This window comes from Mucilaginibacter boryungensis, from assembly GCF_015221995.1.
GTDB lineage: Bacteria > Bacteroidota > Bacteroidia > Sphingobacteriales > Sphingobacteriaceae > Mucilaginibacter > Mucilaginibacter boryungensis.
The window spans coordinates 1,705,659-1,729,934 of record NZ_JADFFM010000001.1; the positions used below are offsets into that span (position 1 = coordinate 1,705,659).

At 43.9% G+C, this 24,276-nt stretch carries 21 protein-coding genes; 15 read left to right on the plus strand and 6 right to left on the minus strand.

All coding sequences use genetic code 11. From position 1 onward, the window contains the following. Positions 1-14: 14 nt before the first annotated feature. The 3 genes from IRJ18_RS07170 to IRJ18_RS07180 all read right to left on the minus strand — a co-directional run bounded on the left by IRJ18_RS07170 (position 15) and on the right by IRJ18_RS07180 (position 3,531). A complete protein-coding gene (locus IRJ18_RS07170) occupies positions 15-1,388 on the minus strand; it encodes an NAD-dependent succinate-semialdehyde dehydrogenase (protein WP_194105512.1) in 1,374 nt (457 codons plus the stop codon). Positions 1,389-1,398: 10 nt separating this feature from the next. Then, positions 1,399-2,574: an iron-containing alcohol dehydrogenase gene (locus IRJ18_RS07175; protein WP_194105513.1), complete on the minus strand. Its 1,176-nt coding sequence runs from the start codon at positions 2,572-2,574 to the stop codon at positions 1,399-1,401. A gap of 93 nt (positions 2,575-2,667) precedes the next feature. Then, positions 2,668-3,531, minus strand: a complete 864-nt coding sequence (locus IRJ18_RS07180) for an AraC family transcriptional regulator (RefSeq protein WP_194105514.1) — start codon at positions 3,529-3,531, stop codon at positions 2,668-2,670. A 191-nt stretch (positions 3,532-3,722) separates the two neighbouring features. Here IRJ18_RS07180 and IRJ18_RS07185 point away from each other — a divergent pair, with 191 nt between their 5' ends. The 12 genes from IRJ18_RS07185 (at position 3,723) to IRJ18_RS07240 (ending at position 19,220) form a co-directional block, all read left to right on the plus strand. Next, the gene (locus IRJ18_RS07185) at positions 3,723-4,112 is read left to right on the plus strand and encodes a RidA family protein (RefSeq protein ID WP_194105515.1); all 390 of its coding nucleotides are present in this window, start codon (positions 3,723-3,725) and stop codon (positions 4,110-4,112) included. A 7-nt stretch (positions 4,113-4,119) separates the two neighbouring features. Further along, positions 4,120-5,109 (plus strand): 3-hydroxyacyl-CoA dehydrogenase family protein, encoded by a 990-nt coding sequence (locus IRJ18_RS07190; RefSeq protein ID WP_194105516.1) that lies wholly within the window; start codon positions 4,120-4,122, stop codon positions 5,107-5,109. A 28-nt stretch (positions 5,110-5,137) separates the two neighbouring features. Beyond that, positions 5,138-6,442, plus strand: a complete 1,305-nt coding sequence (locus IRJ18_RS07195) for an aspartate aminotransferase family protein (protein ID WP_194105517.1) — start codon at positions 5,138-5,140, stop codon at positions 6,440-6,442. A gap of 37 nt (positions 6,443-6,479) precedes the next feature. Beyond that, positions 6,480-7,421 carry a 3-hydroxyacyl-CoA dehydrogenase family protein gene (locus IRJ18_RS07200; protein ID WP_194105518.1) on the plus strand — a complete coding sequence of 314 codons (942 nt, stop codon included), beginning with the start codon at positions 6,480-6,482 and terminating at the stop codon, positions 7,419-7,421. A 1-nt stretch (position 7,422) separates the two neighbouring features. After that, on the plus strand, positions 7,423-8,505 hold the full coding sequence (locus IRJ18_RS07205) for a dipeptidase (protein WP_194105519.1): 1,083 nt from the start codon (positions 7,423-7,425) through the stop codon (positions 8,503-8,505). 12 nt (positions 8,506-8,517) lie between these two features. Further along, entirely contained in the window at positions 8,518-9,882 is a 1,365-nt protein-coding gene (locus IRJ18_RS07210; protein WP_194105520.1) for a neutral/alkaline non-lysosomal ceramidase N-terminal domain-containing protein, read from the plus strand. Further along, positions 9,869-10,720, plus strand: coding sequence for a fumarylacetoacetate hydrolase family protein (locus IRJ18_RS07215; protein WP_194105521.1), 852 nt, complete (start codon positions 9,869-9,871; stop codon positions 10,718-10,720). Before IRJ18_RS07210 ends, IRJ18_RS07215 begins: the two co-directional genes overlap by 14 nt. 23 nt (positions 10,721-10,743) lie before the next feature. Next, positions 10,744-11,859, plus strand: coding sequence for a D-TA family PLP-dependent enzyme (locus IRJ18_RS07220; protein ID WP_194105522.1), 1,116 nt, complete (start codon positions 10,744-10,746; stop codon positions 11,857-11,859). Positions 11,860-11,912: 53 nt separating this feature from the next. Beyond that, positions 11,913-14,867, plus strand: a complete 2,955-nt coding sequence (locus tag IRJ18_RS07225) for an FAD-binding and (Fe-S)-binding domain-containing protein (RefSeq protein WP_228072610.1) — start codon at positions 11,913-11,915, stop codon at positions 14,865-14,867. 176 nt (positions 14,868-15,043) lie between these two features. Beyond that, on the plus strand, positions 15,044-17,233 hold the full coding sequence (locus tag IRJ18_RS07230; protein WP_194105524.1) for an alpha-galactosidase: 2,190 nt from the start codon (positions 15,044-15,046) through the stop codon (positions 17,231-17,233). A 17-nt stretch (positions 17,234-17,250) separates the two neighbouring features. Beyond that, complete coding sequence (gene hisD, locus IRJ18_RS07235) at positions 17,251-18,546, plus strand: histidinol dehydrogenase (protein WP_194105525.1); 1,296 nt, start codon at positions 17,251-17,253, stop codon at positions 18,544-18,546. 80 nt (positions 18,547-18,626) lie between these two features. Beyond that, complete coding sequence (locus IRJ18_RS07240; protein WP_194105526.1) at positions 18,627-19,220, plus strand: DUF4202 domain-containing protein; 594 nt, start codon at positions 18,627-18,629, stop codon at positions 19,218-19,220. A 16-nt stretch (positions 19,221-19,236) separates the two neighbouring features. Here IRJ18_RS07240 and IRJ18_RS07245 read toward each other — a convergent pair whose 3' ends face one another. Further along, positions 19,237-20,007: a cupin domain-containing protein gene (locus IRJ18_RS07245; RefSeq protein WP_194105527.1), complete on the minus strand. Its 771-nt coding sequence runs from the start codon at positions 20,005-20,007 to the stop codon at positions 19,237-19,239. Positions 20,008-20,107: 100 nt separating this feature from the next. Here IRJ18_RS07245 and IRJ18_RS07250 point away from each other — a divergent pair, with 100 nt between their 5' ends. Next, entirely contained in the window at positions 20,108-20,803 is a 696-nt protein-coding gene (locus IRJ18_RS07250; protein WP_194105528.1) for a DUF2461 domain-containing protein, read from the plus strand. On the opposite strand, the gene IRJ18_RS07255 is transcribed toward IRJ18_RS07250, so the two are convergent. Beyond that, positions 20,804-21,661, minus strand: coding sequence for an MBOAT family protein (locus tag IRJ18_RS07255; protein WP_194105529.1), 858 nt, complete (start codon positions 21,659-21,661; stop codon positions 20,804-20,806). Positions 21,662-21,773: 112 nt separating this feature from the next. Next, positions 21,774-22,217, minus strand: a complete 444-nt coding sequence (locus tag IRJ18_RS07260; RefSeq protein WP_228072612.1) for a hypothetical protein — start codon at positions 22,215-22,217, stop codon at positions 21,774-21,776. 130 nt (positions 22,218-22,347) lie between these two features. On the opposite strand from IRJ18_RS07260, the gene IRJ18_RS07265 reads away from it, so the two are divergent. Together IRJ18_RS07265 and IRJ18_RS07270 are read left to right on the plus strand one after the other, a co-directional pair. After that, positions 22,348-22,794 carry a GNAT family N-acetyltransferase gene (locus tag IRJ18_RS07265; RefSeq protein ID WP_194105530.1) on the plus strand — a complete coding sequence of 149 codons (447 nt, stop codon included), beginning with the start codon at positions 22,348-22,350 and terminating at the stop codon, positions 22,792-22,794. Positions 22,795-22,879: 85 nt separating this feature from the next. Next, entirely contained in the window at positions 22,880-24,265 is a 1,386-nt protein-coding gene (locus tag IRJ18_RS07270) for a glycoside hydrolase family 88/105 protein (protein WP_194105531.1), read from the plus strand. The last annotated feature ends 11 nt before the right edge of the window (positions 24,266-24,276 follow it).

Below are 24,276 nucleotides of genomic sequence, written 5' to 3' on the forward strand. Positions count from 1 at the left end.
CCCGGCGTTCTTGTTTATTTAACGTATACCGTTTTAATATTTACAAACTCGTGTATGCCGTATATACTCAGTTCGCGGCCATAGCCCGATTGATTGACCCCGCCAAACGGTAACCGCGGATCGGATTTTACAAGTGAGTTAACAAAGCAACAACCTGCCTGCAATTTGGTGCGGGCTATTTCCTCGCCTGCCGAATTGTTTTTAGTGAACACTGCGGCGCCCAGGCCAAATACAGTATCGTTTGCAATACTAATAGCATGTTCGGTATCCCTGGCAGATATGATGAGCGCCACCGGTCCAAAAATTTCTTCTTCATAAGCAGGCATCCCTTTTTTTATGCCGGTAAGTATTGTGGGTTCATAATAAGCATGCGTGCCTTTAAATGGGGGGATGTTTCCGCCCAATATACACTTGGCGCCCGCTTTAATATTGCTTAATACTTGCTGGTGTAATTCATCTCTCAGGTCAGCACGCGCCATCGGCCCCAAATCAGTACCTGCTTCAAAAGGGTCACCCACTTTTTTCTGCATCATTTTTTCTTTAAAAAGTCTTATAAACTCTTTTTCAATTCCCTTTACCAGGATAAACCGCTTGGCAGCCACACAGCTTTGCCCGTTATTAATTAATCGGCTGTTCACACATGCCTGTGCCGCTTCTTCCAGATCTGCGTCTTCCAATACGATGTACGGGTCGCTGCCACCCAATTCTAATACCGTTTTTTTCAGGAGCGTCCCTGCTTGTTGGGCAACTTTTATACCCGCTTCGGTGCTGCCGGTTAAGGTAACAGCCTTAACAAGCGGATGGGCAATTACCTTGTTCACTTCCTTGCTGCCTATCATTAAGGTTTGGAATACATTATCGGGAAAGCCGGAAGTTTTAACCAGGTCTTCAATAATGAGCGCGCAGCCGGGTACGTTTGATGCATGCTTAAGCAGGCCACAGTTGCCAGCCATTAATCCAGGGGCCAAGAACCTGAATACTTGCCAGAAAGGGAAGTTCCAGGGCATAATGGCCAACACCACGCCAAAGGGTTGAAAACTAACATAGCTTTTTGAGGCATCTGTTTCTACAACCTCATCAGCCAGGAATTGGGTGCCGTTGTTTGCATAATATTCACAAACCGAAGCACATTTTTCAATTTCAGCCACGCCATCTTTCAATGGTTTGCCCATTTCGTTGGCCATTAAAACAGCCAGTTCATCTTTTCTTTGTTTTAGGTTGGCCGCTAAATTTTTCAGCAGGGTGGCCCGCTCTGCAAAGCTTTTTTCGCGCCATTTAAGCCATGCTTTGTGGGTTTGTTCAATTTTACGGGTAACGTTCTGCTCTGAATCCTCTTTATATTTTTTTATTACTTTCCCGTTTGCGGGATTAATGGATTGTATGCTCATAGTGTTTATATTAAGGTACCAATTCGCCCGAAAAAGCATTTTTATAAATGTTGGCGATATCTTTTTCGGTTAATTGCATTGGGCAGCGAGCCAAAAGCCGTTTTTGTTTAACACCGTCGGTTGTTAATTGTTCAAGCGCCGATAGTGGCACATCAAAGCCGGCTAATGTGGCGGGAATACCAATATCTTTTAACAAGCCGACAAGGCTGAATATGCATTTTACAGAAGCTTCTTCGGGAGTTATATTGGCGATATCGCCACCCATGGCGTTATAAATATCGCCCATTTTGCTAAAGCAGGCCGGGCGGATATAACTCATTACATAGGGTATCAAAACAGCATTTGAATCGCCATGTGGGATATGGAACTGCCCGCCCAAAGGATAAGCCAGCGCATGAATAGCACCAACACCCGCGTTAAAAAAAGAAAGCCCTGCGATATAGCTGCCATAAGCCATATCAATGCGGGCCTGCTTGCTGCTGCCATCGGCCACCGCCCCACGCAAAGCGCCGCTGATAAGCCGGATAGCCTGTAAAGCCAAACCATCAGAATAGTTATTAGCGTTTACCGAAATATAAGCTTCAATAGCATGGGTAAGTGCATCGGCACCAGTAGCAGCGGTTACTTTTGGCGGCACGCTAACAGTTAGCTGCGGATCTACAATAGCCACATCGGCTATCAAATAATCGTGGCTGATCACGTCCTTAGTATATTCAAGCGCCAGTACAGAGATGTTTGTTACCTCGGCGCCAGTGCCGGATGTGGTTGGTATAAGTATTTTTGGGACGCCCTTTTTTTGTAAAGTTTTTGAGCCGCTTAAGTTTAAATATTCCTTAACATCGCCCTCATTTTCTAAAAAAACGGCGGCAAGTTTGGCTAAATCCAACGCGCTTCCACCGCCAATGCCAACTATTAACGAATACTTTCCATTCCGGGCAAAATCTACCAGTTTTTGGCCGGTTTCCAAAAGCGGTTCGGGGATAATGTCGGTATAAATATCATACTGATAACCGGCATCCGCCACAGGTTGGACCACCTGGTCGGTAACGCCTATCTGTTTTAATACAGGATCGCTAACAAAAAGTATTTTAGTAGCATTCAGTTGTTTTATTTCAGCCAATAAATGCGTTACTGCACCCCAGCCAATATGGGTAACGGGCGTAGTTGCAATGCGGGTATAGCTCATATAGTTGGTTATTTTGTATGGTTCAAAACTATCAACCAATTCTATTACAAACTACTACAAATTTGCAGATTAGTGGTATTTAATTTATCAGCTTTACGCACCAATTGTCTTCCGGAACTCGGTGGGTGTCATGTTTTTAAGGCGTTTAAACTGCCTGTTAAAATTAGCTAAATTTTTAAAGCCGCTTTCGTAGGCTATTTCTACTATGTTATAATTATCATCGGCCAGTAATTTACAGGCATAACCCACCCTTACGGTGTTTAGATATTCAACAAAAGTTACCCTGAAATGGTCTTTAAAGAAGTTACAAAATGTAGTTACAGCCATATTAGCTATAGATGCTACTTCGGGAAGGGTAATTTCCTTATCAAAATTACGCATAATATACTCGGTGACTTTACCAAAGCGGTCCGATGCTTTTAATTCTACTTGCGTATAGCCGGGGCTGGCCAGTACTTCATACTCTGTAGAGGTGGCCAACATATCAAAAATTTCAAACAAGGCCGATAAGCGTTTTAAGCCGCTCATGGTTATCATATCTTTCATCAGGCTATTTATTTTCGCCCTTGTTTCGCCATAATAAGCTAAGCCCCGTGATGACAGCCTGAGTATATTTTTAAAGTTTTCCATTTCGGGGATACTTAAAAACTTATCGCCTAAAAAACTATCCATAAAATGGATCACAATAGCATCGGCAGGGTAACCGGCCTCGCCATTCATAAATTGCTGATCATTTATCCATACATGCGGTATGCCTGCGCCCATAAATACCAGGTCATCTTCATCAAAATAGCCAATATGGTCGCCCACCATACGCCGTCCGGTCGACTTTAAGATCAATACAAGTTCAAACTCAGGATGGAAATGCCATGGGCACGGAAAATACTTGCCGGTTTCGCGAAACACGACAAACGATTTATCAAAATCCTGTGGTAGCCTTTGTTCTATTGCCTTCATTGTAGTTTAACCCGTTCTTAATACAACATTAATGTATTTATTCTAAAATAACCATAATTGGGGCATGTTTATGAAAAATAATACTACTAATAGATAGGAAAGTAATAGTAAACTAAATAGCGCGGGTTTACTTTTGATTTAAGGAATTATCAAAATTAGTCTGTATATATTTATACATAAATAAAGGATCTATGAATAAACAAAAAATTGTTCACCCCGATCGTCAGTCGGGTTTTGATACCGGCGCATATTCTGACGGTGTGTTAGTTGATGGTTTTCTTTTTGTTAGTGGCCAGGCAGCGGTAGATTTTAAGACCTCGAAATTTGTGTTAGGAACGATAGAAGAAGAAACCACCCGCACTTTAGATAATATAAAAGCAATCATCGGGGCGGCTGGCGCCAGTATGGACGACATAGTGAAATGTACCGCCCATTTAGCCGATATTAACGACTTTGACCGCTACAACAAAGTTTATTCTACTTATTTCACGGGAATAAAACCCGCGCGTACTACCGTACAATCGGTACTTGCTGAAAACTTAAAGGTTGAGATTGATTGCATTGTAAAAATACCCGCATAATAAATAAATGGATATACTAAAAACAAATCCTGCAGAAATTGAGGTTGGCGTTGTGGGAATAGGGCTAATGGGGAGCAGTATAATAGTATCTCTGCTGGCCTCGGGGCATCGGGTAAAAGCGGTGGCGCCCATCCCTGCCGATTTTGCCGATGCGGGGAATAAAATTAAAGACCAGCTTAACAATTGCCTGCATGTAGGGTTATTAAAAAATAGTGTTTCCTATTATTTTAACCGGCTTGAAATAAGTACTAACTATAGCTGTTTAGCTAATTGCGCGTTAGTAATGGAATGTGTTATTGAGGACATTGATATTAAAAGCCAGGTGTATAAAAAAATTACAGATGTTGTGCCTGCTACAACAATTATAGCCAGCAATACATCGGCCATAGCCATTACTATTTTACAGCAATTAGTTTCAGTTCCCGAAAGGTTTATAGGTGTCCATTTTGCCGAACCGGCCTATGCTACCCGTTTTATGGAGATTACCTGCGGGGAGCATACAGATGCTAAATATGCCGAATGGGTATTTGCCCTGGCGCATCATTGGGGTAAGGAGCCAACCTTATTAAGAAAAGATATCAGGGGCTTTATTACTAACCGTTTAATGTATGCCGTTTACCGGGAAATATTCCATTTAGTTGATAGCGGGAAAACTACAATGGAAGATGCTGATAAAGCGTTCAGGTATAGCGTTGGTTCATGGATCACGTTAATGGGGTTGTTCAGAAGAATGGATTATACCGGACTTGAAGATTATGCCGAAATATTTAAAAATCTGTTCCCTAAACTATCAAATGCCGACCATGTACCACACATTATGGAAAAAATTGTTGAGGATAATGGCCGGGGCATACAAAACCTGAAAGGCTTATACCCTTATACGGATAAAGAAGCAAAGGAATGGGAGCGCGCTTTTGAAGCATTTAATGAAGATATTTTTCGCTTGGCCGCCTTATATCCTGACAACGTTGCTGAAAAGGAACGCATACTGATTTAACTATCCAACACTACAGCTGTAATAGGTAATGAAAATTAAAAGTTATGATAAATCTGCCCGGTTACTTGAGCGGGCGAAACAAGTTTTAGCTGGCGGCGTATCTTCCGAATTCAGGAAGTATAACCACCCGCATGCTTTGTTTTACACCCACGGCAACGGCAGCCGGGTATATGATGCGGATGGTAATGAATATCTTGATTTTACACTTAGCCAGGGGCCTTTAATATTAGGGCACTCGCATCCATATGTACTGAATGCCATAAACGAATATTCGGCACAAGGCCAGCTTTTTGCAGGGCAGCACATCCGTGAAATAGAATTGGCAGAGAAAATCAATCAGCTTGTCCCGGCCGCCCAGCTTATGCGCTTTTGCCTGGATGGCTCGGAAGCTATACACACCGCCTTTAGGGTGGCCAGGGCGAAAACGGGGAAGCAAAAATTCCTGCGTTTCGAGGGCCACTACCATGGCTGGCTGGATAATGTTTGCTGGGGGATATCAACACCATCGGCCGAAGCATTAGGCAGCAGGGAAGAACCAAATGTATATCCGTGGAGTGCCGGACTGGCCGAAAATACACGTGATGAATTTATTGTTATCCCATGGAATGATGCTGAACTTTTAAAACAAACCGTTAAAAAACATCAGCATGAACTGGCTGCTATAATTACTGAACCTGTAATGTGCAACAATGGCTGTATTTTGCCCCAGGACGGTTTTTTACAAACCATACGCGCGTTATGCGATGAATATAATATGGCCTTTATACTGGATGAGGTGATCACCGGGTTCAGGTTAAGCTTAGGCGGTGCCCAGCAATTCTTCAATATCCAGCCCGACCTTTGCATTTTTGCAAAAGCTATTGCCAGCGGTTACCCTATAAGCGTTATAGCCGGTACCCGGGATTGGATGCAGCTAATAGAGGATGCTAAAGTGATACATGCTGGCACCATGAATTCAAGCAATGCCACTGTAGCCGCAGCATTAGCCACCATACAAGTGCTTGAAAAAGAACAGCCTTACGACCGCATGTTTAAACTGGGTAAAAAGCTGATGGACGGAATAAGGGACGCTGCTGCGCAAACAGGGCATAAGCTATTAGTACAGGGCCCGGGCCCTATGTTCAATATTTCGTTCACCGATGCCGAAAAAGTAACTGACTATAGGGGAACGTTAACAGCCGATAAAGCTAAGCTTGGTAAGTTTATTGCCGCAATGCACAACGAAGGTATACGTGTTATTGGCCGCGGGCTGTGGTACATTAGCGCAGCCCATACCGATGCGGATATCAGTTTAGCTATTGCGAAAGTACATGAGGTGTTAAAAAATATGTGATAACCCTTTTGGGGAACCTGCAACAAAATATAGCTTAATGAAAACATTCATAAAACATACAGATCCGGTTTTGCTGATAGGGGATGGCGGTCTGATAGCAAGTACGGCAGTTTGTTTGCTTAATGCATCGCACAGGGTAACTGTATGCACCGAAAACACAGCGGAGTTTAAGCAACTTGTTGACAGACATATACTTGCTCAGGGGAAAGGCCCGGTTGCAAAAAATAATCTTATTACTACTACCGAATTACAGATACCTGCAAAATGTGAGTTAGTTATTGCCATTACCCATGAAAATATACAGGCAAAACAAAACCTGTTGCAAAAGCTAATGCCGCTTGTTTCAAAAAATGTGATAGTAGCTATTAATACGGAAAGTATCGATCTGCAAACCTTACAAAAAGGGTTTAACCATCCCGAAAGGATAATCGGATTAAATTGGACAGAACCGGTACACACCACTTTTTTCCTGGAAATTATTTCGTCAGACAAGGATACTTATGCGGCTGAGGAAATTTTAAAAGTTGCAAAACTATTTTGGGCCAAAGACCCCTATATTGTTAAGAATGATGGTATCCGCAGCCGGTTATTGAGCGCTATGGCCAGGGAGGCTGCTTATTTGGTTGATAATGGTTATGCATCTGTGGATGATATTGACCGGGCCTGCAGAAATGATGCGGGTTATTATTTACCTTTTTGCGGTAATTGCCGGTATATGGACCTGATGGGTACCTATGCCTACGGAATGGTAATGAAGGAGTTAAACCCCGATCTGTCAAAAGATACCAAATTACCAGTGTTTATGGAGCAAATACTGAAGGATGGCGGCCTTGGTATGCAAAACAACAAAGGTTTTTATACTTATACGGATGCCGAGGTAGATAAGTGGAAAGATTCGATGGAGAAGTTTAGCTACGAAATACAATCCATTATAGAAAAATATCCTTTTAATTATCAAAAGGAAACTTATACAGATTAATATGCAAAGGCCTTTTATAGTTGATGCGCACCTGGATTTGGCGATGAATGCCCTGGAATGGAACCGGGACCTGTCACGCCCTTTATCAGAAATAAGGCAGCGCGAAATGTTTATGAAAGACAAACCCGACCGTGGCAAGGGAACGGTTTGTTTGCCCGAATTGCGTAAAGGCCGTATTGGCTTAGTAGTGGCAACGCAATTGGCACGTTATACGCCGCCAGGCAGTGCGTTACCCGGCTGGAACTCGCCGCAACAGGCGTGGGCTATGACACAGGCGCAGCTATGCTGGTACCGCGAGATGGAAAAAATGGGCGAGATGGTACAAATTACCAACCTTACCCAGCTTAATACTCATTTATCCTTGTGGGATAATCCAGCTATTGATGACGAAAAAAAGCCTATTGGTTATATCCTAAGTTTGGAAGGCGCCGATTCGTTAGTTAATATTGATTACCTGCACACCGCCTACAATTATGGTTTACGTGCGTTAGGGCTGTCGCACTTTGGTCCGGGGCGTTATGCACCGGGCACCAAGATGGAAGGCCCTTTAACCGATAAAGGAGTGGAATTATTAAAGGAGATGAATTCCCTTAATATGATACTGGATGTAACCCACCTGACTGACGAAGGGTTTACCCAGGCGCTTGATTTATATAGCGGCCCGGTTTGGGCCAGTCACCATAACGTAAGGAAAATAGTACCTAACCAACGGCAACTAACCGACGAGCAAATTAAATTACTGATTGAACGTGGCGCTGTAATAGGGGGAATGCTTGATTGCTGGGCCATGGATATCCGTTTTATTGATACCGTATCCGACCCATGGCAACTGGACATCCGATTGGAGAACCTGGCCGATCACTGGGACCATATCTGCCAGATTGCCGGCAACACCCGGCACATAGCCATTGGCAGCGACCTGGATGGGATATTCGGGACAGAGCAATCGCCATGGGATATGAATTCGATAGCCGATTTACAGAAGTTTCAGGATATACTTATTAAAAGAGGATATAAGATGCAGGATATTGAAAATATATTCAGCCAAAACTGGCTAAGGTTTATCAGACAGACATGGGCATAATTTTAATAGGACATGGATACTAAACAGTTTTTAGCAGGGGCAGCAAAAGTTGATATTACACCACCATTGGGCACCTTCATCAATGGTGATTTTATTGCACACTATGCCCAATACATTCATGACCCGCTGCATGCGCGTGCATTGGTAGTTCAGCAAAACGGCGTGTTAGCTGCCATTGTGGTAGTTGATATTTGTGTAATGCCAAAGGATTTCCTGGACGAAATTAAGGCAGAAATCCAAAAGCAAACGGGTATTGACCCCCGCAATATATTAATATCCAGTACGCACACCCATGCGGCAGGTTCGGTAGCATCGGTTTACCTTGGCGCTGCTGATCTGCAATATATGCGTAAACTGCCGGCATTGATTATCAGGTCGGTAGTACTGGCTAAGCAAAACATCCGCCCGGCAAAAATAGGATGGGGCAGTGTTGATGTACCCGAACATGTGCTTTGCCGCCGTTATAAAATGAAGGAGGGGTACGTTGCCGGTAACCCCGTAAGCGGTGCAGCCGATAGTGTAAAAACCAATCCTTTTGGCGGCGAACATTTGATAGACTATGGTAACGGGGTAACCGACCCGCAGGTAGGCTTTCTGGCTGTAAAAGGGACTGATGATAAATGGATAAGCCTGATAGCCAACTATTCGCTGCACTATGTGGGGGATTGGGACAACGGAACGATATCGGCCGATTATTTTGGTGTATTTGCAAATCAAATAAAGGAGAAGCTTAATGTGGGTGATGATTTTGTGGGGATGATGAGCAATGGCACCAGCGGCAACATCAATATTTGGGACTTTTTAAACCCTGAAAGGTACCCGAAGGGGAATTTCAAAAAAAGCGAACTGATAGGTACGGACATTGCCGAAAAGGTTTGTTTGGAAGTGCAACATATCCAATGGGATAATGCGCCATCACTATTGGTAAAATATAGCGAGCTCACTATAAAACTACGGAAGCCTGATGCCGATGAACTGCAAAAAACCAAAAAGATAGTTGCTGAAAGCAATTACGAGCAAATGACGATAAATAATGAAACGCTTAAACAACTGTATGCCCGCGAGCAGGTGCTGCTTAATGATTTGCCCGATACCTTGCAGTTCCCCGTGCAGGCTTTAAAAATTGGCAATGGCATTATCGGTGGATTAGGTGCAGAAATTTTTGCGGAAACAGGCTTATGGCTAAAAAAGAACTCGCCGGTTAAAAACTATTTCACCATTTGTTTGGCCAACGCCAATGCGGGATATGTACCACCCGAGCATGAATTTGAATATGGCGGGTATGAAACCTGGCGTGGCCGTACCAGCAAGCTGGTAACAAATGCGGAAGCAACAATAAAAAACGAATTATTGAAACTGGTTAATGAAGCTATTTAGGTTTGGAGAACCGGGTAAAGAGCAACCTGGTGTTATTATTGGCGATACAAAGTATGATGTATCGGCGTTTGTGAAGGATTTTGATGAGGAGTTTTTTGCCGGTAACGGTTTGGATGAGTTGTGGGAATTAGTATTGAACAACACAGCGACTTTGCCGCTGGTGAGTGATGATACACGCATTGGCCCACCCGTTAAGCGCCCGGGTAAAATTATTTGCATAGGCTTAAATTTCAGGGATCATGCTATTGAAACCAATGCGCCCATACCAACTGAACCTATTGTGTTTTTTAAAGCTACATCGGCCATATGCGGCCCTAATGATAATGTGGTTATCCCTAAAAATAGTGTAAAAACCGATTGGGAGGTAGAGCTGGCTGTAGTCATCGGTAAAAAGGCGTCGTATGTGAACGAAAGCGACGCGCATAAGCATATTGCCGGCTACGTTTTGCATAACGATTATAGCGAACGCGAATTTCAGTTAGAGCGCGGCGGCCAATGGGTTAAAGGCAAAAGCTGCGATACCTTTGCGCCGCTGGGCCCATATCTGTTAACCCCCGAAGGAGTTGACGTAGACAATTTAAAAATGTGGTTAACGGTTAACGGGCAAATTATGCAAAACAGTAATACCAGTCAGTTGATATTTAAAGTCCCGTTTTTGATCCATTATTTAAGTCAGTTTATGACTTTGCACCCGGGAGATATTATCAGCACCGGTACCCCACACGGGGTGGGTTTGGGCTTTAAACCACCAATATATTTAAAACCCTGCGATGTAGTGGAGTTAGGTATCGAAGGGTTAGGGTCATCAAAACAAATTGCTGTAGCATATAAAGCATAAATAGCTTTAATTTGGGGTTATATATGACAGATACAACCAACTGGTACGAGTTCCAAAATACGGATGACCTGGACACACCCTCGTTGCTTATCTATCCGGAAAGAGTGATCAGTAATATCCAGCTCATCAAGCAAATGATTGGTGATGTAAGCTTATTGCGGCCGCACGTTAAAACCAATAAATCGGTTAATGTAAGCCGGTTAATGATAGATGCCGGTATCAATAAATTTAAATGCGCCACCATCGCCGAGGCCGAAATGCTTGGACAAGCCGGCGCTGTTGATGTTTTGCTGGCTTATCAGCCCGGTAAAGTAAAATTAGAAAGGCTAATAAAACTGACGGCTGCCTATCCAAGAACCAACTACGCGTGTTTGGTTGATAACATAACATCGGCTGATATGATATCGGCAACGGCTTTACAGCACAAGGTGGTTATGGCGGTTTATATCGACCTGAACACAGGAATGAACCGCACAGGTATTATTCCTGCAAAAGCATTAGAGCTGTTTAAACATCTTATCCGGTTGCCCGGTATAAAATTTATGGGTTTGCATGCTTATGACGGCCATATAAATGATGTAGACCCGGCCGAACGCGAACGCATTTGCGAAGCAGAATTTGCCCCGGTTGAAAAACTGCGTGAGGCTATACAGGCGCTGGGTTATCCTTTCCCGCTGCTGGTGGCTGGCGGTTCGCCAACATTTCCTGTTCACGCTAAACGTGTACATACCGAATGCAGCCCCGGCACATTCATTTTTTGGGATAAGAATTATCACGACCATATTGCAGAGCAGGGTTTTGTTTTTGGCGCCATAGTGCTTACGCGTGTAATATCGCTGCCCGATGAAACAAAAATATGTATCGACCTTGGCTATAAGGCCATCACCTGCGAAGGCGACCTACAGCACAGGGTTTACTTCCTGAACGCGCCGCATTTAACGCCATATAGTCATAGCGAAGAACATATGGTAATAGAGGCGGGTAAAGACCACGGATATAACATAGGCGATAAGCTTTTTGCATTGCCTTTGCATATTTGTCCAACCGTGGCTATGTACAATGATGCCTGTATAATTGAAAAGGGTGTGTATAAAGATAAATGGGCTATTACGGCCCGTGGCCGCGAATTAAGTATTTAGCCGATTACCAATAAGGCAAATAAATTTCCGAGGTTTGTAAAACTATGCAACCTATGTTAACATTCTTTCAATCTATTGCCCATAAGTTCAGCGGCGAATTGTATTATGATGGTTCGGCACTACACCAAACGCAACTGCTGGCCTACTCTACAGATGCCTCGGTTTATCAGGAAAAGCCATTAGCCGTAGCCTTGCCAAAAAACAATGCCGATGTTAAATTACTGATCAATCTGGCATTACAGCATAACCTGACGCTGATACCCCGCGCCGCCGGTACCTCATTGGCCGGGCAGGTGGTTGGCAATGGCATTGTGGTTGATATCTCTAAATATTTTAACCAGGTTGTTGAAATAAATAAGGAAGAAAAATGGGTAAGAGTGCAACCTGGTGTTATACGCGATGACCTGAACCATTATTTAAAGCCCCATGGCCTGATGTTTGGTCCTGAAACATCAACCGCCAACCGTGCTATGATAGGGGGTATGGTGGGCAATAACTCCTGCGGGCTGCACAGTATTGTTTGGGGCTCGGTACGCGATCATTTAATAGAAGCGAAAGTAATATTAAGTGATGGTAGCGAGGTAGTATTTAACGCGAAGAATGATATACAAACGATATCAGATAACCCACTCGAAAGCAAAATTTATCAATCGGTAATTGAACTGCTTTCGCAGGAAGGCAATAAAAAACTGATACGGGATAATTACCCTAAAGCCAGTGTTACCCGTCGTAATAATGGCTACGCGTTAGACAGTTTGTTGCATATGCAGCCGTTTAAAACAGACGGTCAGCCATTTAACTTGTGCCGGTTACTGGCCGGTTCAGAAGGCACACTGGCATTTATTACTGAAGTTAAGATTGGTTTGCTTGATCTGCCCCCCGCAGAAACCGCCCTGATCTGTATCCATTGCAGTTCTATCCAGGAAGCTTTAACAGCTAACATGCTGGCGCTTAAACACAAGCCAATGGCTTCGGAACTGGTGGATAAATTCATTATGGATTTTACCATCAACCATCCGGAATATCACAAAAACCGGTTTTTTATAGAAGGCGACCCGGAGGCAATTTTAATGGTGGAGTTTATGGAGCCTACCAAAGAAGCCATTAACGCGCGGTGCGAGCAACTGATAGCGCTGTTAAAAGCGGAAGGAGCGGGCTATGCTTACCCTATATTGTATAATAAGGACACAAATTATGGATGGGAAGTGCGCAAGGCGGGTTTGGGCTTATTACGCAATATCAGCGGCGATAAGCAGCCTGTGAACCTGATTGAAGATTGTGCCGTAGCGCCGGAAGACCTGCCCGCATACATTGCCGACCTGCAGGAGTTATTGGCACGCCATAATACCAGTGCATCGTACTATGCTCATGCCGGCGCGGGCGAATTGCATGTGGAGCCAGTGTTGGATCTAAAAAGCCCCGAAGGCGTAACGCTGTTCCGCAAAATAATAGAAGAAACTGTTGAACTGGTTAAGAAATATAATGGTTCGCTGTCTGGTGAGCATGGCGATGGACGCTTGAGGGGCGAGTTTATCCCATCGTTATTAGGTGGGGAAACGTATGAGTTGCTAAAGCAGATCAAACAGATATTTGACCCTAACCAGGTGTTTAATGCGGGGAAAATAACCGGCGCGCCAAAACTGGAAGCTAACCTGCGTTTTAAAATCGGCGACCAGCCAACCCCTAAAAAAACCACCTTTGATTTTTCAGGAAAAGGCGGGATTTTAAAACTGGCCGAAAAATGTTCAGGTTCAGGCGATTGCCGGAAAAGTGAAATAACAGGCGGCGTAATGTGCCCCAGCTATATGGCTACCCGTCGTGAAAAGGATACCACCCGTGCACGTGCCAATGTGCTGCGCCAGTTTTTAAGTAACGAGCAGGACACACAACCGTTCAACCATCACGAAATTAAAGAAGTAATGGACCTTTGCCTTAGCTGCAAAGGGTGCAAGGCAGAATGCCCATCGAGCGTGGACGTAGCTAAAATGAAAGCGGAATTCCTGCAACATTATTATGATCATAACGGTGTGCCTTTCCGCGCCAAACTAATAGGGAATTTTACCCGGCAAATGCAGCTGGCATCGTGGGCCCCCCGGGTATTTAACTTTATTTATGGTACCCGTTTTTTAAGCCGCATGGCTAATAACCTGGTCGGTTTTCATCCTGATCGGACTATTCCGCATTTAAGCCCTGTTACCCTGCGCAGCTGGCATAAAAAACGTAGTAAATCTACGCAGCAACCACGCAAAGTGCATTTGTTTTGCGATGAATTTACCAACTATAACGATACCGAAATAGGCAAAAAAGCCATTTTATTACTGGAAGCGCTCGGTTATGAAGTTATCATCCCGGATCATACAGAAAGCGGCCGTACCTGGTTATCCAAAGGGCTTGTGAAAAAAGCGGCCGTTATTGCCAACAAAAATATTAGTCAGTTAGCCGGAGTAATAACCGCTGATGCCCCTTTAATAGGTATCGAACCATCGGCCATACTAACCTTTCGGGATGAATATATTGACCTAGCCGAAACCGTAAACTTTGAAAGCGCACTAAAACTATCTAAAAACGCTTATACTATTGAAGAGTTTTTAAGCCGTGAAGCCAGCCGGGGGATGATTAGTGCCGGAAGCTTCACATCAGATGAGAAAGAAGTAGTAATCCATGGCCATTGTTTTCAGAAAGCCTTATCAACTCAAAAAAGTATTGTGGATACCCTAAGCATTCCGGCCAATTATAAAACAGTACTGATCCCATCAGGGTGCTGCGGCATGGCCGGATCGTTCGGTTATGAGAAAGAGCATTACGAAGTATCGCAGCAAATTGGCGAACTGGTGCTTTTCCCCACTATACGCAAACTATCAACCGATACAATTATCGCGGCTTCAGGTACATCATGCAGGCATCAAATAAAAGATGGGGTACAAAAACATGCCCTACATCCGGTTGAAGTACTTTGGGATGCTTTGTTAGAAAAAAGCTGGACGGCTCAACCTGATACTATTAATTAAATTCTGCTTTATCAAAATAAGGCGGGTTCTCTTATTTTGATAGTTTGAACAGCAAAAACCTTTTGCTACTGGAAATGCGGTTGGTAAAATAGTATTACCATCGTATACAAACGTAGCAACGCCGGTTTAGGATTATCTATAAATTTGGCATAGATGTGTATTACTGTGTACAGCCTATGCGATTTACTAAAATTATAAATATCCTTTGTTTGGTGCTGCCGTGCTTAACCGCAATGGGGCAACATCCTAAAAAACAGGATGTAGTGGTTGAATTAGCTAACCCCAAAGGTTGGATGATCAAAACCCGCTCGTCGGTATATCAGTTGTACATCACCTCTGCAAATGCAGTTAAACCTGTATTCTATGGCTCACGCGAGCAAGCTGAAAACGTAGTGAAAAACCCGCTATGGTTTGAAGGTATAGATGAAGTACCAGTTAGGGGAAACTATCCATTTAAAACATCTGCCCTGGAAGTGATTTTTGATGACAATGTGCGGGAGGCCGAACTAACTTATGTAAAAGGAGAGGTAGTTACTATTGACGGGCGGTATACACTCAAGATAACACAAAAAGACAAATATTATCCGCTTGAGGTAACCTCCTACATCCGCGTATTGCCCGAATTTGATATTCTTGAAAAATGGGTGGTTGCTAAGAATACAGGCGCCAGGGGCAATATCAAAATTGAAAATATGCTTTCGGGCAGTATTGTTTTACCGGCAGATGAGTATAAGCTCACCCACTTAGCCGGCAAGCAAATGAATGAATTTCAGCAACAGGAAACGCTGCTTACCCCAGGTTTAAAAATTGAACAAAATAAGGCGTTTAAAGCTAATTTTAACCCGCCATGGTTTATGGTGCGCCCGCAAAATGCCGCTAAAGATACCGGGCCGGCCTGGTTTGGCTCGCTGCATTATAGCGGTAACTGGCAACTGATGTTCGATAAGTCTATTGACGGAAATGTGCAGATTTTAGGGGGGATCAACTTTTGGGATACCTCGTGGCAATTAAAACCCGGCGAAACATTTGAAACCCCCAAGTTTTCGGTAGGGTATACTAACGGCGGACCAGATGGTGCCGCCCAAAGCCTGGCAGACTATATCAGGAAAACTATACTGCCCGAAAAACACAGGAATGAGTTACGCCCGGTTTTATATAACAGTTGGGAAGCTACATTTTATGCGGTGAACGAGGAGCAGCAATTAGAATTAGCGAAACGTGCAAAAGATATTGGTATTGAATTATTTGTAATTGATGATGGCTGGTTTAAAGGCCGCGTAAGTTCAACAACAGGCCTTGGCGATTGGGAGGTTGATAAGACAAAGTTCCCTAATGGGTTAGGGCCATTAATTAAAAAAATTAATGATATGGGCATGGATTTCGGTATCTGGATTGAACCGGAAAGCGCGGTACCTAACAGCGATGTATACCGGGCCCATCCCGATTGGATGTTCGATATGCCTAAAAACCGGAAAGCGGCCGATACGCGCCGTTATTTAAACCTGGCTAAAGAAGAAGTGTACCAATATCTGCTTCAAAAACTAACAAGGCTTTTGCAGGACCATAATATCAAATTTGTGAAGTGGGACCAAAATAGCTATCTATCTGAAACCGGCTGGAAGGATGCCCCCGTTGATATGCAGCGCGAAGTGCGTATCAGGTTTATAAATAATGTATACCGGTTGGTTGACGAGTTAAAAAAGCGGTTCCCAAATGTATGGTTTGAATCGTGTGCGAGCGGAGGCGGAAGGGTTGATCTGGGTATGCTTTCCCGCATGGACCAGGCTTGGGTAAGCGATGATACCAGTCCGCTCGACCGTATTTTTATGCAATATGGTTATCTGGGTGCTTTACCGGCTAATACCATGGTTTCGTGGGTAACCGGCAATACTTTCCACCAGCCAACATCCTTTAATTTCAAATTTGATGTGTCGATGGCAGGCGTATTGGCTGTAGGCGACGACCTGCGTAAATGGACTGAGGCAGATAAGGTAGTTGCTGCAAAAAAGATAGCCGAGTATAAAGTGATCAGGCCGTTGATACAACAGGGCAGAGTTTACCGCCTGGTATCTCCGTTTGAAGAAAACAGGTGCGCCTTGCAGTATCAGGATGAAAAAACTACAGCGTCCGCAATCATTTGCTATAACCTGGCCGAATATCTTCAGGGCAGTCAATATGGTTCGCGTGCCGCCACTACGTTAAAATTAAAAGGCCTAAAAGTCGACCAAATGTACAGTGTGCAAAAAATTGAAGAGCGGGATAAAGAGGGCGTTACCTACCGGGGCGATTACCTGATGAATATAGGTATTGCCTGGCCTGTTAAAGGTTCAAATACCGGGCAGGTGCTTTTAATCAGCCCTAAATAGTAAAATTCATATCAATTATGTTAACATTTATTAAAAAAGGAAAAAGCGATACCGAGCTTAAGGAAGCCGATGCGAAGGTTAAGGAAATTGTAAGCAATATTATTAAAGATATTGAAGCAAACGGCGATGTTGCAGTGAGGAGCCTATCAGAAAAATTTGATCACTGGTCACCAGCAAGTTTCCGCCTTAGCGAAGACCAGATCAAAGAGATCGTTAGCTCGGTACCCCAGCAGGTGATCGACGATATCAAATTTGCCCAGCAGCAAATAAAAAACTTTGCCACTAAACAAAGGGCATCAATTCAGGATATTGAATACGAAACACTGCCCGGTGTGTTTTTAGGGCATAAAAACATTCCGGTTAACAGTGCCGGTTGCTATATTCCCGGCGGCAGGTATCCCATGGTTGCTTCGGCGCACATGAGTATCCTTACGGCTAAGGTTGCCGGCGTGAAGCGGGTAATTGCATGCACACCGCCCATCAACGGTAAAGTTCCGGCTGCCACTATATGTGCTATGTATTTGGCCGGTGCCGATGAGATATACTTATTGGGCGGGGTACAGGCTGTTTGCGCTATGGCCATAGGTACTGAAACCATAAAACCGGTTGATATGATTGTTGGTCCCGGCAACGCCTATGTAGCCGAGGCTAAAAAGCAATTGTATGGAAGGGTTGGGATCGATCTATTTGCAGGGCCAACCGAGGTGCTGGTAATTGCCGACGAAACATCGGACGCTGAAATAATTGCTACCGACCTGCTTGGCCAGGCCGAGCACGGCCCTACATCTCCCGCAGCATTGATAACCACATCAGAGAAACTGGCACACGAAACCCTGGCGGAAATTGAGAAACAACTTTTAGTATTACCTACGGCCGATATTGCCGGTGTGGCCTGGCGCGATAACGGATCGGTAATTATTGTGGCAGATGAAAAAGAGGCGGTAGAAGTGGCCGATATGCTTGCTTACGAACATGTGGAAGTGCTTACTAAAAATCCGGACTATTTCCTGCAAAACATGACTAATTATGGTGCGCTTTTCCTTGGCCCCGAAACGAACGTGGCCTACGGCGATAAAGTAATCGGCACTAATCATACGCTTCCTACAAATAAAGCAGCCAGGTATACCGGCGGCCTGTGGGTTGGCAAGTTTCTTAAAAACTGCACCTATCAGCGCTGCACGCCCGAAGCTGGTGCCTTTGTTGGGGAATATGCCATGCGCTTATGCGAGATAGAAGGTTTTATGGGCCATAAAGAGCAAGCCGCATTGCGTGTACGGAGACATGGGAAGAAAGCTGAAAAAATGAACACTTAAGATCAGGAAATATCGGCCTGCTGAAAAGATTATAGTCTATTGTCGTTTGGGTTACTGGAAAAAGATAGTAATTTAAGGCGATGAATAAATTATATACCGCTTTTCAGCTTTTTGACGATTATAATAAGCAAGACCCCCGCAATTTTGAATGGCAGTGCGTTAGCTATCCGCAGGAATATTTTTTTGCTATTAAACTGTATGAGTGGGTATTAAAACTAAACCCCAATGCTGATGAGGAATTGCTTTTGGCTTCGCGCAGCCAGCATATAGGCCGTTGGGAAATACCGCGCGAAAATTATCCCGAAGGACGCGAACCATACCTGAAGTGGCGGAAAGACCTTGCCCTGCACCATGTAGCTATAACGGGCGCTTTAATGAAACAGGCCGGTTATAATGATGAGCAGATAGAACGTGTAAGCCAGATCATCCTGAAAAAACGCTTGAAAGTTGATGCTGATGTACAAACTATGGAAAACGCGCTTTGCCTGGTATTCCTGGAATATCAATATGAAGATTTCAGAAAGAAGTACGAAGCTGAACCCGACAAGATGATCAATATCCTGCGTAAATCTTTATTAAAAATGGATAGCCATGGGCATAGCTTTGCATTGCAATTAAATTATACGCCGGAGGGGCTTCTGCTGGTACAGCAAGCTCTACAACAACTGGCGTAACCGGGCGGGGGAGCAATTATTTCCATCGGATGGCTAAGTATTTACAGGGCTTATCCTGGCTATTGCTTATGCCATGCAATTCGTTACTGTTCATTAAATAAATATCGCCTGCCACTGCTTTGTAAGTTTTGTCTTTAATAATCATTTCTGTTTCACCTTCCAACACCAGGGTCAGCTCTGTGTCTACATGTGTATGCGGGGCATGGGCAGGACCTTTGCCTTTTAATTCCGTCATATGCATCTCAAGGTTGCTTAGTGTAGCTGTAGGCCTGTTCAGATAGTTTATCCGGCCGCCAAGTTTAGTAGTGTTGTATTTCAGCGTATCAGCATTAATAAATAATATGCCCCCGGCTTTTGCCGAGCGTTCCATATCCGCCGGTTGTTTAGCGCGTAATCCAAATACATAATAGGTGAGCGGGGTATCGCCAACGTTTTGTATGGCCTGCATTTCATGCGGAGGGATCAATACCAGGCTGCCCGTTCCTAAAACCTGACTATTTTGACCGATAGTAAATTTCGCTGTGCCTTCCTTTATAAATATAAATTCCTCTGTTTCTGTTTGTGCATGCGGTGGGCGCGGTGCGGCGCCTTTTAATTGGGTAGTGGCGTGTATGTCTAAATAAGCCAATTCAGCTGTCGATCCCTGTATTATTTTGCGTCCCTCCCGGCCGTCGTTTTTTGTAACAGGTACATCTGCCCAATGGAAAACACCGGATGGGATTGGGGTTTGCTGGGCTTTTAATTGCGTGGCAAAAAGTACCAGGGTAAACAGGATTAATCTTTTCATGATCATAACGGGTTAACCGAAAATAGGTAATATTCTCCACCTTGTGTAAAAATTTGTTTAGCATAGGCTGTAATAATACTTTAATAAGTAGTTTTATTAAATGACCGAAAACACGCTGCCTGTATTCCCAAAATCAAGCTTCGATTTTATGGGCCAATTGCAAAGCAACAATAATCGAGAGTGGTTTGCATTGAATAAGGAAGTCTATCAGGATGAAAAGCAAAAGGTTGAATTTTTTCTGGACGAGTTATTGAACGACCTGAACAAGCACGATGTGATTGAAACGCCGTCGGCAAGGAAAAGCCTGTACCGTGTTTACAGGGACATCAGGTTTTCTAAAGATAAAACCCCATTTTGCCCGGGTTGGCTTGGCCGGTTTAAACGTGCTACTAAATACAGGCGCGGTGGCTACTACTATCATTTCGAGCCAGGGCACAGCTTTGTTATCGGCGGCTTTTGGGGGCCAAGTGCGCAGGATTTGAAATTGGTGCGGGATGACATTGCTTTTGATGCCACGCCATTGCGAAACATCCTTCAAAGCCAGTCGTTTAAAAGCACGTTTGGTACCTTGCAGGGCGATAAATTGAAAACTACGCCCAAGGGATACCCTGCAGATCATGAAGCGATAGACCTGCTGCGTTATAAACAGTACCTTATCATCAGGCGGTTTACCGATGAGGAAGTTTTAAGCAGGGATTTTTTTATGGTAGTAAGCCAGGCACTCAAAAATATGCGGCCCTTTTTTGATTACATGAGCGAAGTACTGACCGTAGATGTGAACGGGCTTCCATTATAATTAAAATGTAAGCCCGGCCAGTGGCCAAACTATTTCCTTTATAAATTTTGCATGAAACAATAAAGGTGACGGCGCTATTACCCAAAACAAAGTCCAGATATGCGCCAGCGCTTTATGCCGTAAAAACATTACCTTATTGTAGTTCAACGCTTTTTCTAACAATACCAATGCTCCCTGGATGATAAAATATAGCATAGGTAACCCGTAGCCACTATTTACCGGCACACTTAAAGCTAATTCGTGTAACAACCCTGAAAACATAAAGGCAAGCATTAGCGCGGCGGGGGCGCCAATTTTATTTTTCAACGGGCGAAATATGGTTAGTGATGTCATCTCACTAAAAGCAATGTTCCAGCGTTTACTCCAAAACTCGGTCAAACTGGTTGCTTTAGCCGGTGCGCGAAATAGAAAATATGTATTTACCCCAGAAAACCGCCACATACCCGCGCTGATACCCAGCATACCGAAATGTAATATCAGGCTAAAGCCTGTTAATAATAAAACACTCACGGCAAAATGGGTTATCGACCTATTCAATGGCAGGGTAGTTATGTAACGTGCCAGCAAAACAATAAGCCCGCCCCCAATAACCCTGCTGATACCGAACCGCACCATGTACCACGCATTTGGTAGCGGGCCAGCACCCAGTTTTTCAAAAGGCTGCGCGCGCATACCTGCCCAGCCTACGGCAAATGCTAGCCATTGTATAAAAGTTAATGTAAGGCGACGGTCTTTGTAATCTTCGGTTGCCGCTATCACTTTCATGGCTGTAAAGGTTGTAGCAATTATAGCCAACATTTTAAAAATGGGGTGCTCGTATTGAAAAATAGCATAAACGGCATAAATCGCTACGACCATTATTAACCAACTTAGCCATATTATCTTTCGCTTTAAAATAACGTATCCCAGCAATACTATGGCCATATTAATAAACGCAAAGTATATACAGTGTGTAAGGATGGTTTCCATATTAATTGTGAATATAGTTTACATAAAAAGCGTAGCTGTAAACACCGCTTAAAAAAACAAAAAGCAAAACCAGCAGCGCCTCGCCCAGCTTATACCAATTGCCGGTAGGGAAGCCTGCCCTGTCGAAATAAAAGAATTGTATCAATACACGCGATACCCAGTAAACGGTAATGAAGCCGCTAACGCATAAAGCCAGTTTCGATCCGTTAATCAAATCACCGGCAGCGGAAAAAGAAAGCAGGCCGAAGCATAGATTGATCACCAGGATATAACCGGCATAAGTCCAGAACATTTGCTTAATTAATGGCCGAACCTGGATGAGTTCAGCATGCCAGTTTAATATTTTAGGGATAAGAAGCTCATTAGTACTAATAACACTTGCGCTATCCCGGCTAACTGAAGCAGGGTGGTGGTTATTACGAGTACTTTTGATGTTAGCATGCAACAAAGATAAATAATATATTTAACTTTCAGAAATTATTGAAAATTAAATTATAAATAAGTTTTTAAGTTGTCAACACTGATCTGTTTAGCCGAAAGTAAATATTGTATATTCGGGGTGTTTAACACAGGATATGACTTATAAAAAGATCACCAGGGCATTTAACGAACTATCTGTAACCGAACTATATGAATTACTGCGCTTACGTAGTGAAGTATTTGTGGTTGAGCAGAACTGCGTTTTTCTGGATATGGATAATAAAGATCAGCAATGCCATCATGTTTTGTTATATAACGATACGCAACTGGCGGCCTACGCCCGAGTGCTGCCGCCCGGACTATCTTACAAGGAAGCATCCATTGGAAGGATCATCACCAGTCTTGCCGTGCGGGGGACAGGGGCAGGAAAGGTGCTGACGACGTATGCCATTGAAGAATCGCGCCGGTTGTACGGTAACGGCCCTATACGCATAGGCGCACAGGTTTATGCAATGAAATTTTACGCCCAGTTAGGCTTTAAGGCCGATGGCGAGATCTATGACGAAGATGGAATAGACCATATTGAAATGGTATTGACATAAACCAGCATATCTACAGGACACTACAGGATACGGAGAATACTATAAACATGTAACTTGTCCTTAATTATAACCAATCCATTCACTAATGTGTTATTCAAAATACCGCGTAAAAAGCCTACGCCTGGGCTTGTCCATTTGCTTATTTGTACTGTGTTTATTAAAAAATAATACAACTTATGCCCAATACACAACGGCTAAAGGTAACGATGCAAATACGCCTTTACACCTGCTGAAGCCAGCTTATGTTACGCCATATGGTGTACCCAGGCAAACAGAAATAAAAGCTGTGCTGGATAGGGTATACCATTATCTTGACGCGGTGACACCTTATCAATTACAGGATAAGCAAAGCGGGACCGCTATAACCGATATCAGTAAGGCTAATGCCAACACCATATTTAAACCCGGAGATTTCCGCCTGATCAGTTACGAATGGGGCGTAGCCTATACCGGCATGCTGGAGGCTGGTGCGGCCACAGGCGATAAAAAGTTTACCGATTACAGCGTGAACCGGATTAATTTTATTGGCGATGTGGTGGCACATTATAAAAACTACCTGAAAACCAACCCAGGCGCGGCAACTCCTGTGGCTTCTGTACTGCAACCTAAAGCACTGGACGATGCCGGTTCAATCACCGCTGCAATGATAAAAACAATCCGCGCAGGCGGCGTTAAAACTAATGTGCGACCTGTAATTGATAACTACATCAATTATATTATGACCAAAGAGTTCCGGCTGAGTGACGGTACATTGGCGCGCAACCGCCCCTTGCTCAATACCCTGTGGCTTGATGACCTGTACATGAGTTTGCCTGCGCTGGCCCAGATGGGTGTGTTAACAGGCGATAAAAAATACTTTGACGAAGCGGTTAAGCAATATCAATTATTCAGCAAACGTATGTTCAATCATCAAAAGGGCTTGTATATGCATGGCTGGGTACAGGGTATGGAACCGCATCCGCAATTCCATTGGGCACGGGCTAACGGCTGGGCTTTATTAACAAAAATAGAACTGCTGGATGCGCTACCGGCAAATCACCCCGGCAGGGCAATGGTTTTAAATATGCTGAAAGAACATGCAGAAGGACTGGCACGTTTACAGGATAAAACCGGCTTTTGGCACCAGCTATTGGATAGGAACGACAGCTATTTGGAAACATCGGCAACCGCCATATATGCCTATTGCATAGCGCGTGCGGTTAATAAGGGCTGGCTTGATGCCCGGGCTTATGGCCCTATGGCCATGCTGGCCTGGAACGCGGTAAGCACTAAAGTAAATACCGATGGACAGGTGGAAGGCACATGTGTAGGTACCGGCATGGGGTTCGATCCGGCGTTTTATTATTACCGCCCGGTAAATAACTTTGCAGCCCATGGCTATGGCCCGGTATTATTAGCTGGCGCCGAAATGTACAAGTTAGTACAAAAATTTAATTTTGATATCAACGATAGCGCCGTACAATTAAAGTAGAGGCACAAGAT

Coding starts and splice junctions, on each gene's coding strand:
- hisD (WP_194105525.1), top strand. CDS start 17,251: ATGTTAACATTTATTAAAAAAGGAAAAAGCGATACCGAGCTTAAGGAA.
- IRJ18_RS07220 (WP_194105522.1), top strand. CDS start 10,744: ATGACAGATACAACCAACTGGTACGAGTTCCAAAATACGGATGACCTG.
- IRJ18_RS07230 (WP_194105524.1), top strand. CDS start 15,044: ATGCGATTTACTAAAATTATAAATATCCTTTGTTTGGTGCTGCCGTGC.
- IRJ18_RS07215 (WP_194105521.1), top strand. CDS start 9,869: ATGAAGCTATTTAGGTTTGGAGAACCGGGTAAAGAGCAACCTGGTGTT.
- IRJ18_RS07205 (WP_194105519.1), top strand. CDS start 7,423: ATGCAAAGGCCTTTTATAGTTGATGCGCACCTGGATTTGGCGATGAAT.
- IRJ18_RS07225 (WP_228072610.1), top strand. CDS start 11,913: ATGTTAACATTCTTTCAATCTATTGCCCATAAGTTCAGCGGCGAATTG.
- IRJ18_RS07255 (WP_194105529.1), bottom strand. CDS start 21,661: ATGGTCGTAGCGATTTATGCCGTTTATGCTATTTTTCAATACGAGCAC.
- IRJ18_RS07265 (WP_194105530.1), top strand. CDS start 22,348: ATGACTTATAAAAAGATCACCAGGGCATTTAACGAACTATCTGTAACC.
- IRJ18_RS07185 (WP_194105515.1), top strand. CDS start 3,723: ATGAATAAACAAAAAATTGTTCACCCCGATCGTCAGTCGGGTTTTGAT.
- IRJ18_RS07195 (WP_194105517.1), top strand. CDS start 5,138: ATGAAAATTAAAAGTTATGATAAATCTGCCCGGTTACTTGAGCGGGCG.
- IRJ18_RS07245 (WP_194105527.1), bottom strand. CDS start 20,007: ATGAAAAGATTAATCCTGTTTACCCTGGTACTTTTTGCCACGCAATTA.
- IRJ18_RS07170 (WP_194105512.1), bottom strand. CDS start 1,388: ATGAGCATACAATCCATTAATCCCGCAAACGGGAAAGTAATAAAAAAA.
- IRJ18_RS07175 (WP_194105513.1), bottom strand. CDS start 2,574: ATGAGCTATACCCGCATTGCAACTACGCCCGTTACCCATATTGGCTGG.
- IRJ18_RS07180 (WP_194105514.1), bottom strand. CDS start 3,531: ATGAAGGCAATAGAACAAAGGCTACCACAGGATTTTGATAAATCGTTT.
- IRJ18_RS07240 (WP_194105526.1), top strand. CDS start 18,627: ATGAATAAATTATATACCGCTTTTCAGCTTTTTGACGATTATAATAAG.
- IRJ18_RS07210 (WP_194105520.1), top strand. CDS start 8,518: ATGGATACTAAACAGTTTTTAGCAGGGGCAGCAAAAGTTGATATTACA.
- IRJ18_RS07190 (WP_194105516.1), top strand. CDS start 4,120: ATGGATATACTAAAAACAAATCCTGCAGAAATTGAGGTTGGCGTTGTG.
- IRJ18_RS07250 (WP_194105528.1), top strand. CDS start 20,108: ATGACCGAAAACACGCTGCCTGTATTCCCAAAATCAAGCTTCGATTTT.
- IRJ18_RS07270 (WP_194105531.1), top strand. CDS start 22,880: ATGTGTTATTCAAAATACCGCGTAAAAAGCCTACGCCTGGGCTTGTCC.
- IRJ18_RS07200 (WP_194105518.1), top strand. CDS start 6,480: ATGAAAACATTCATAAAACATACAGATCCGGTTTTGCTGATAGGGGAT.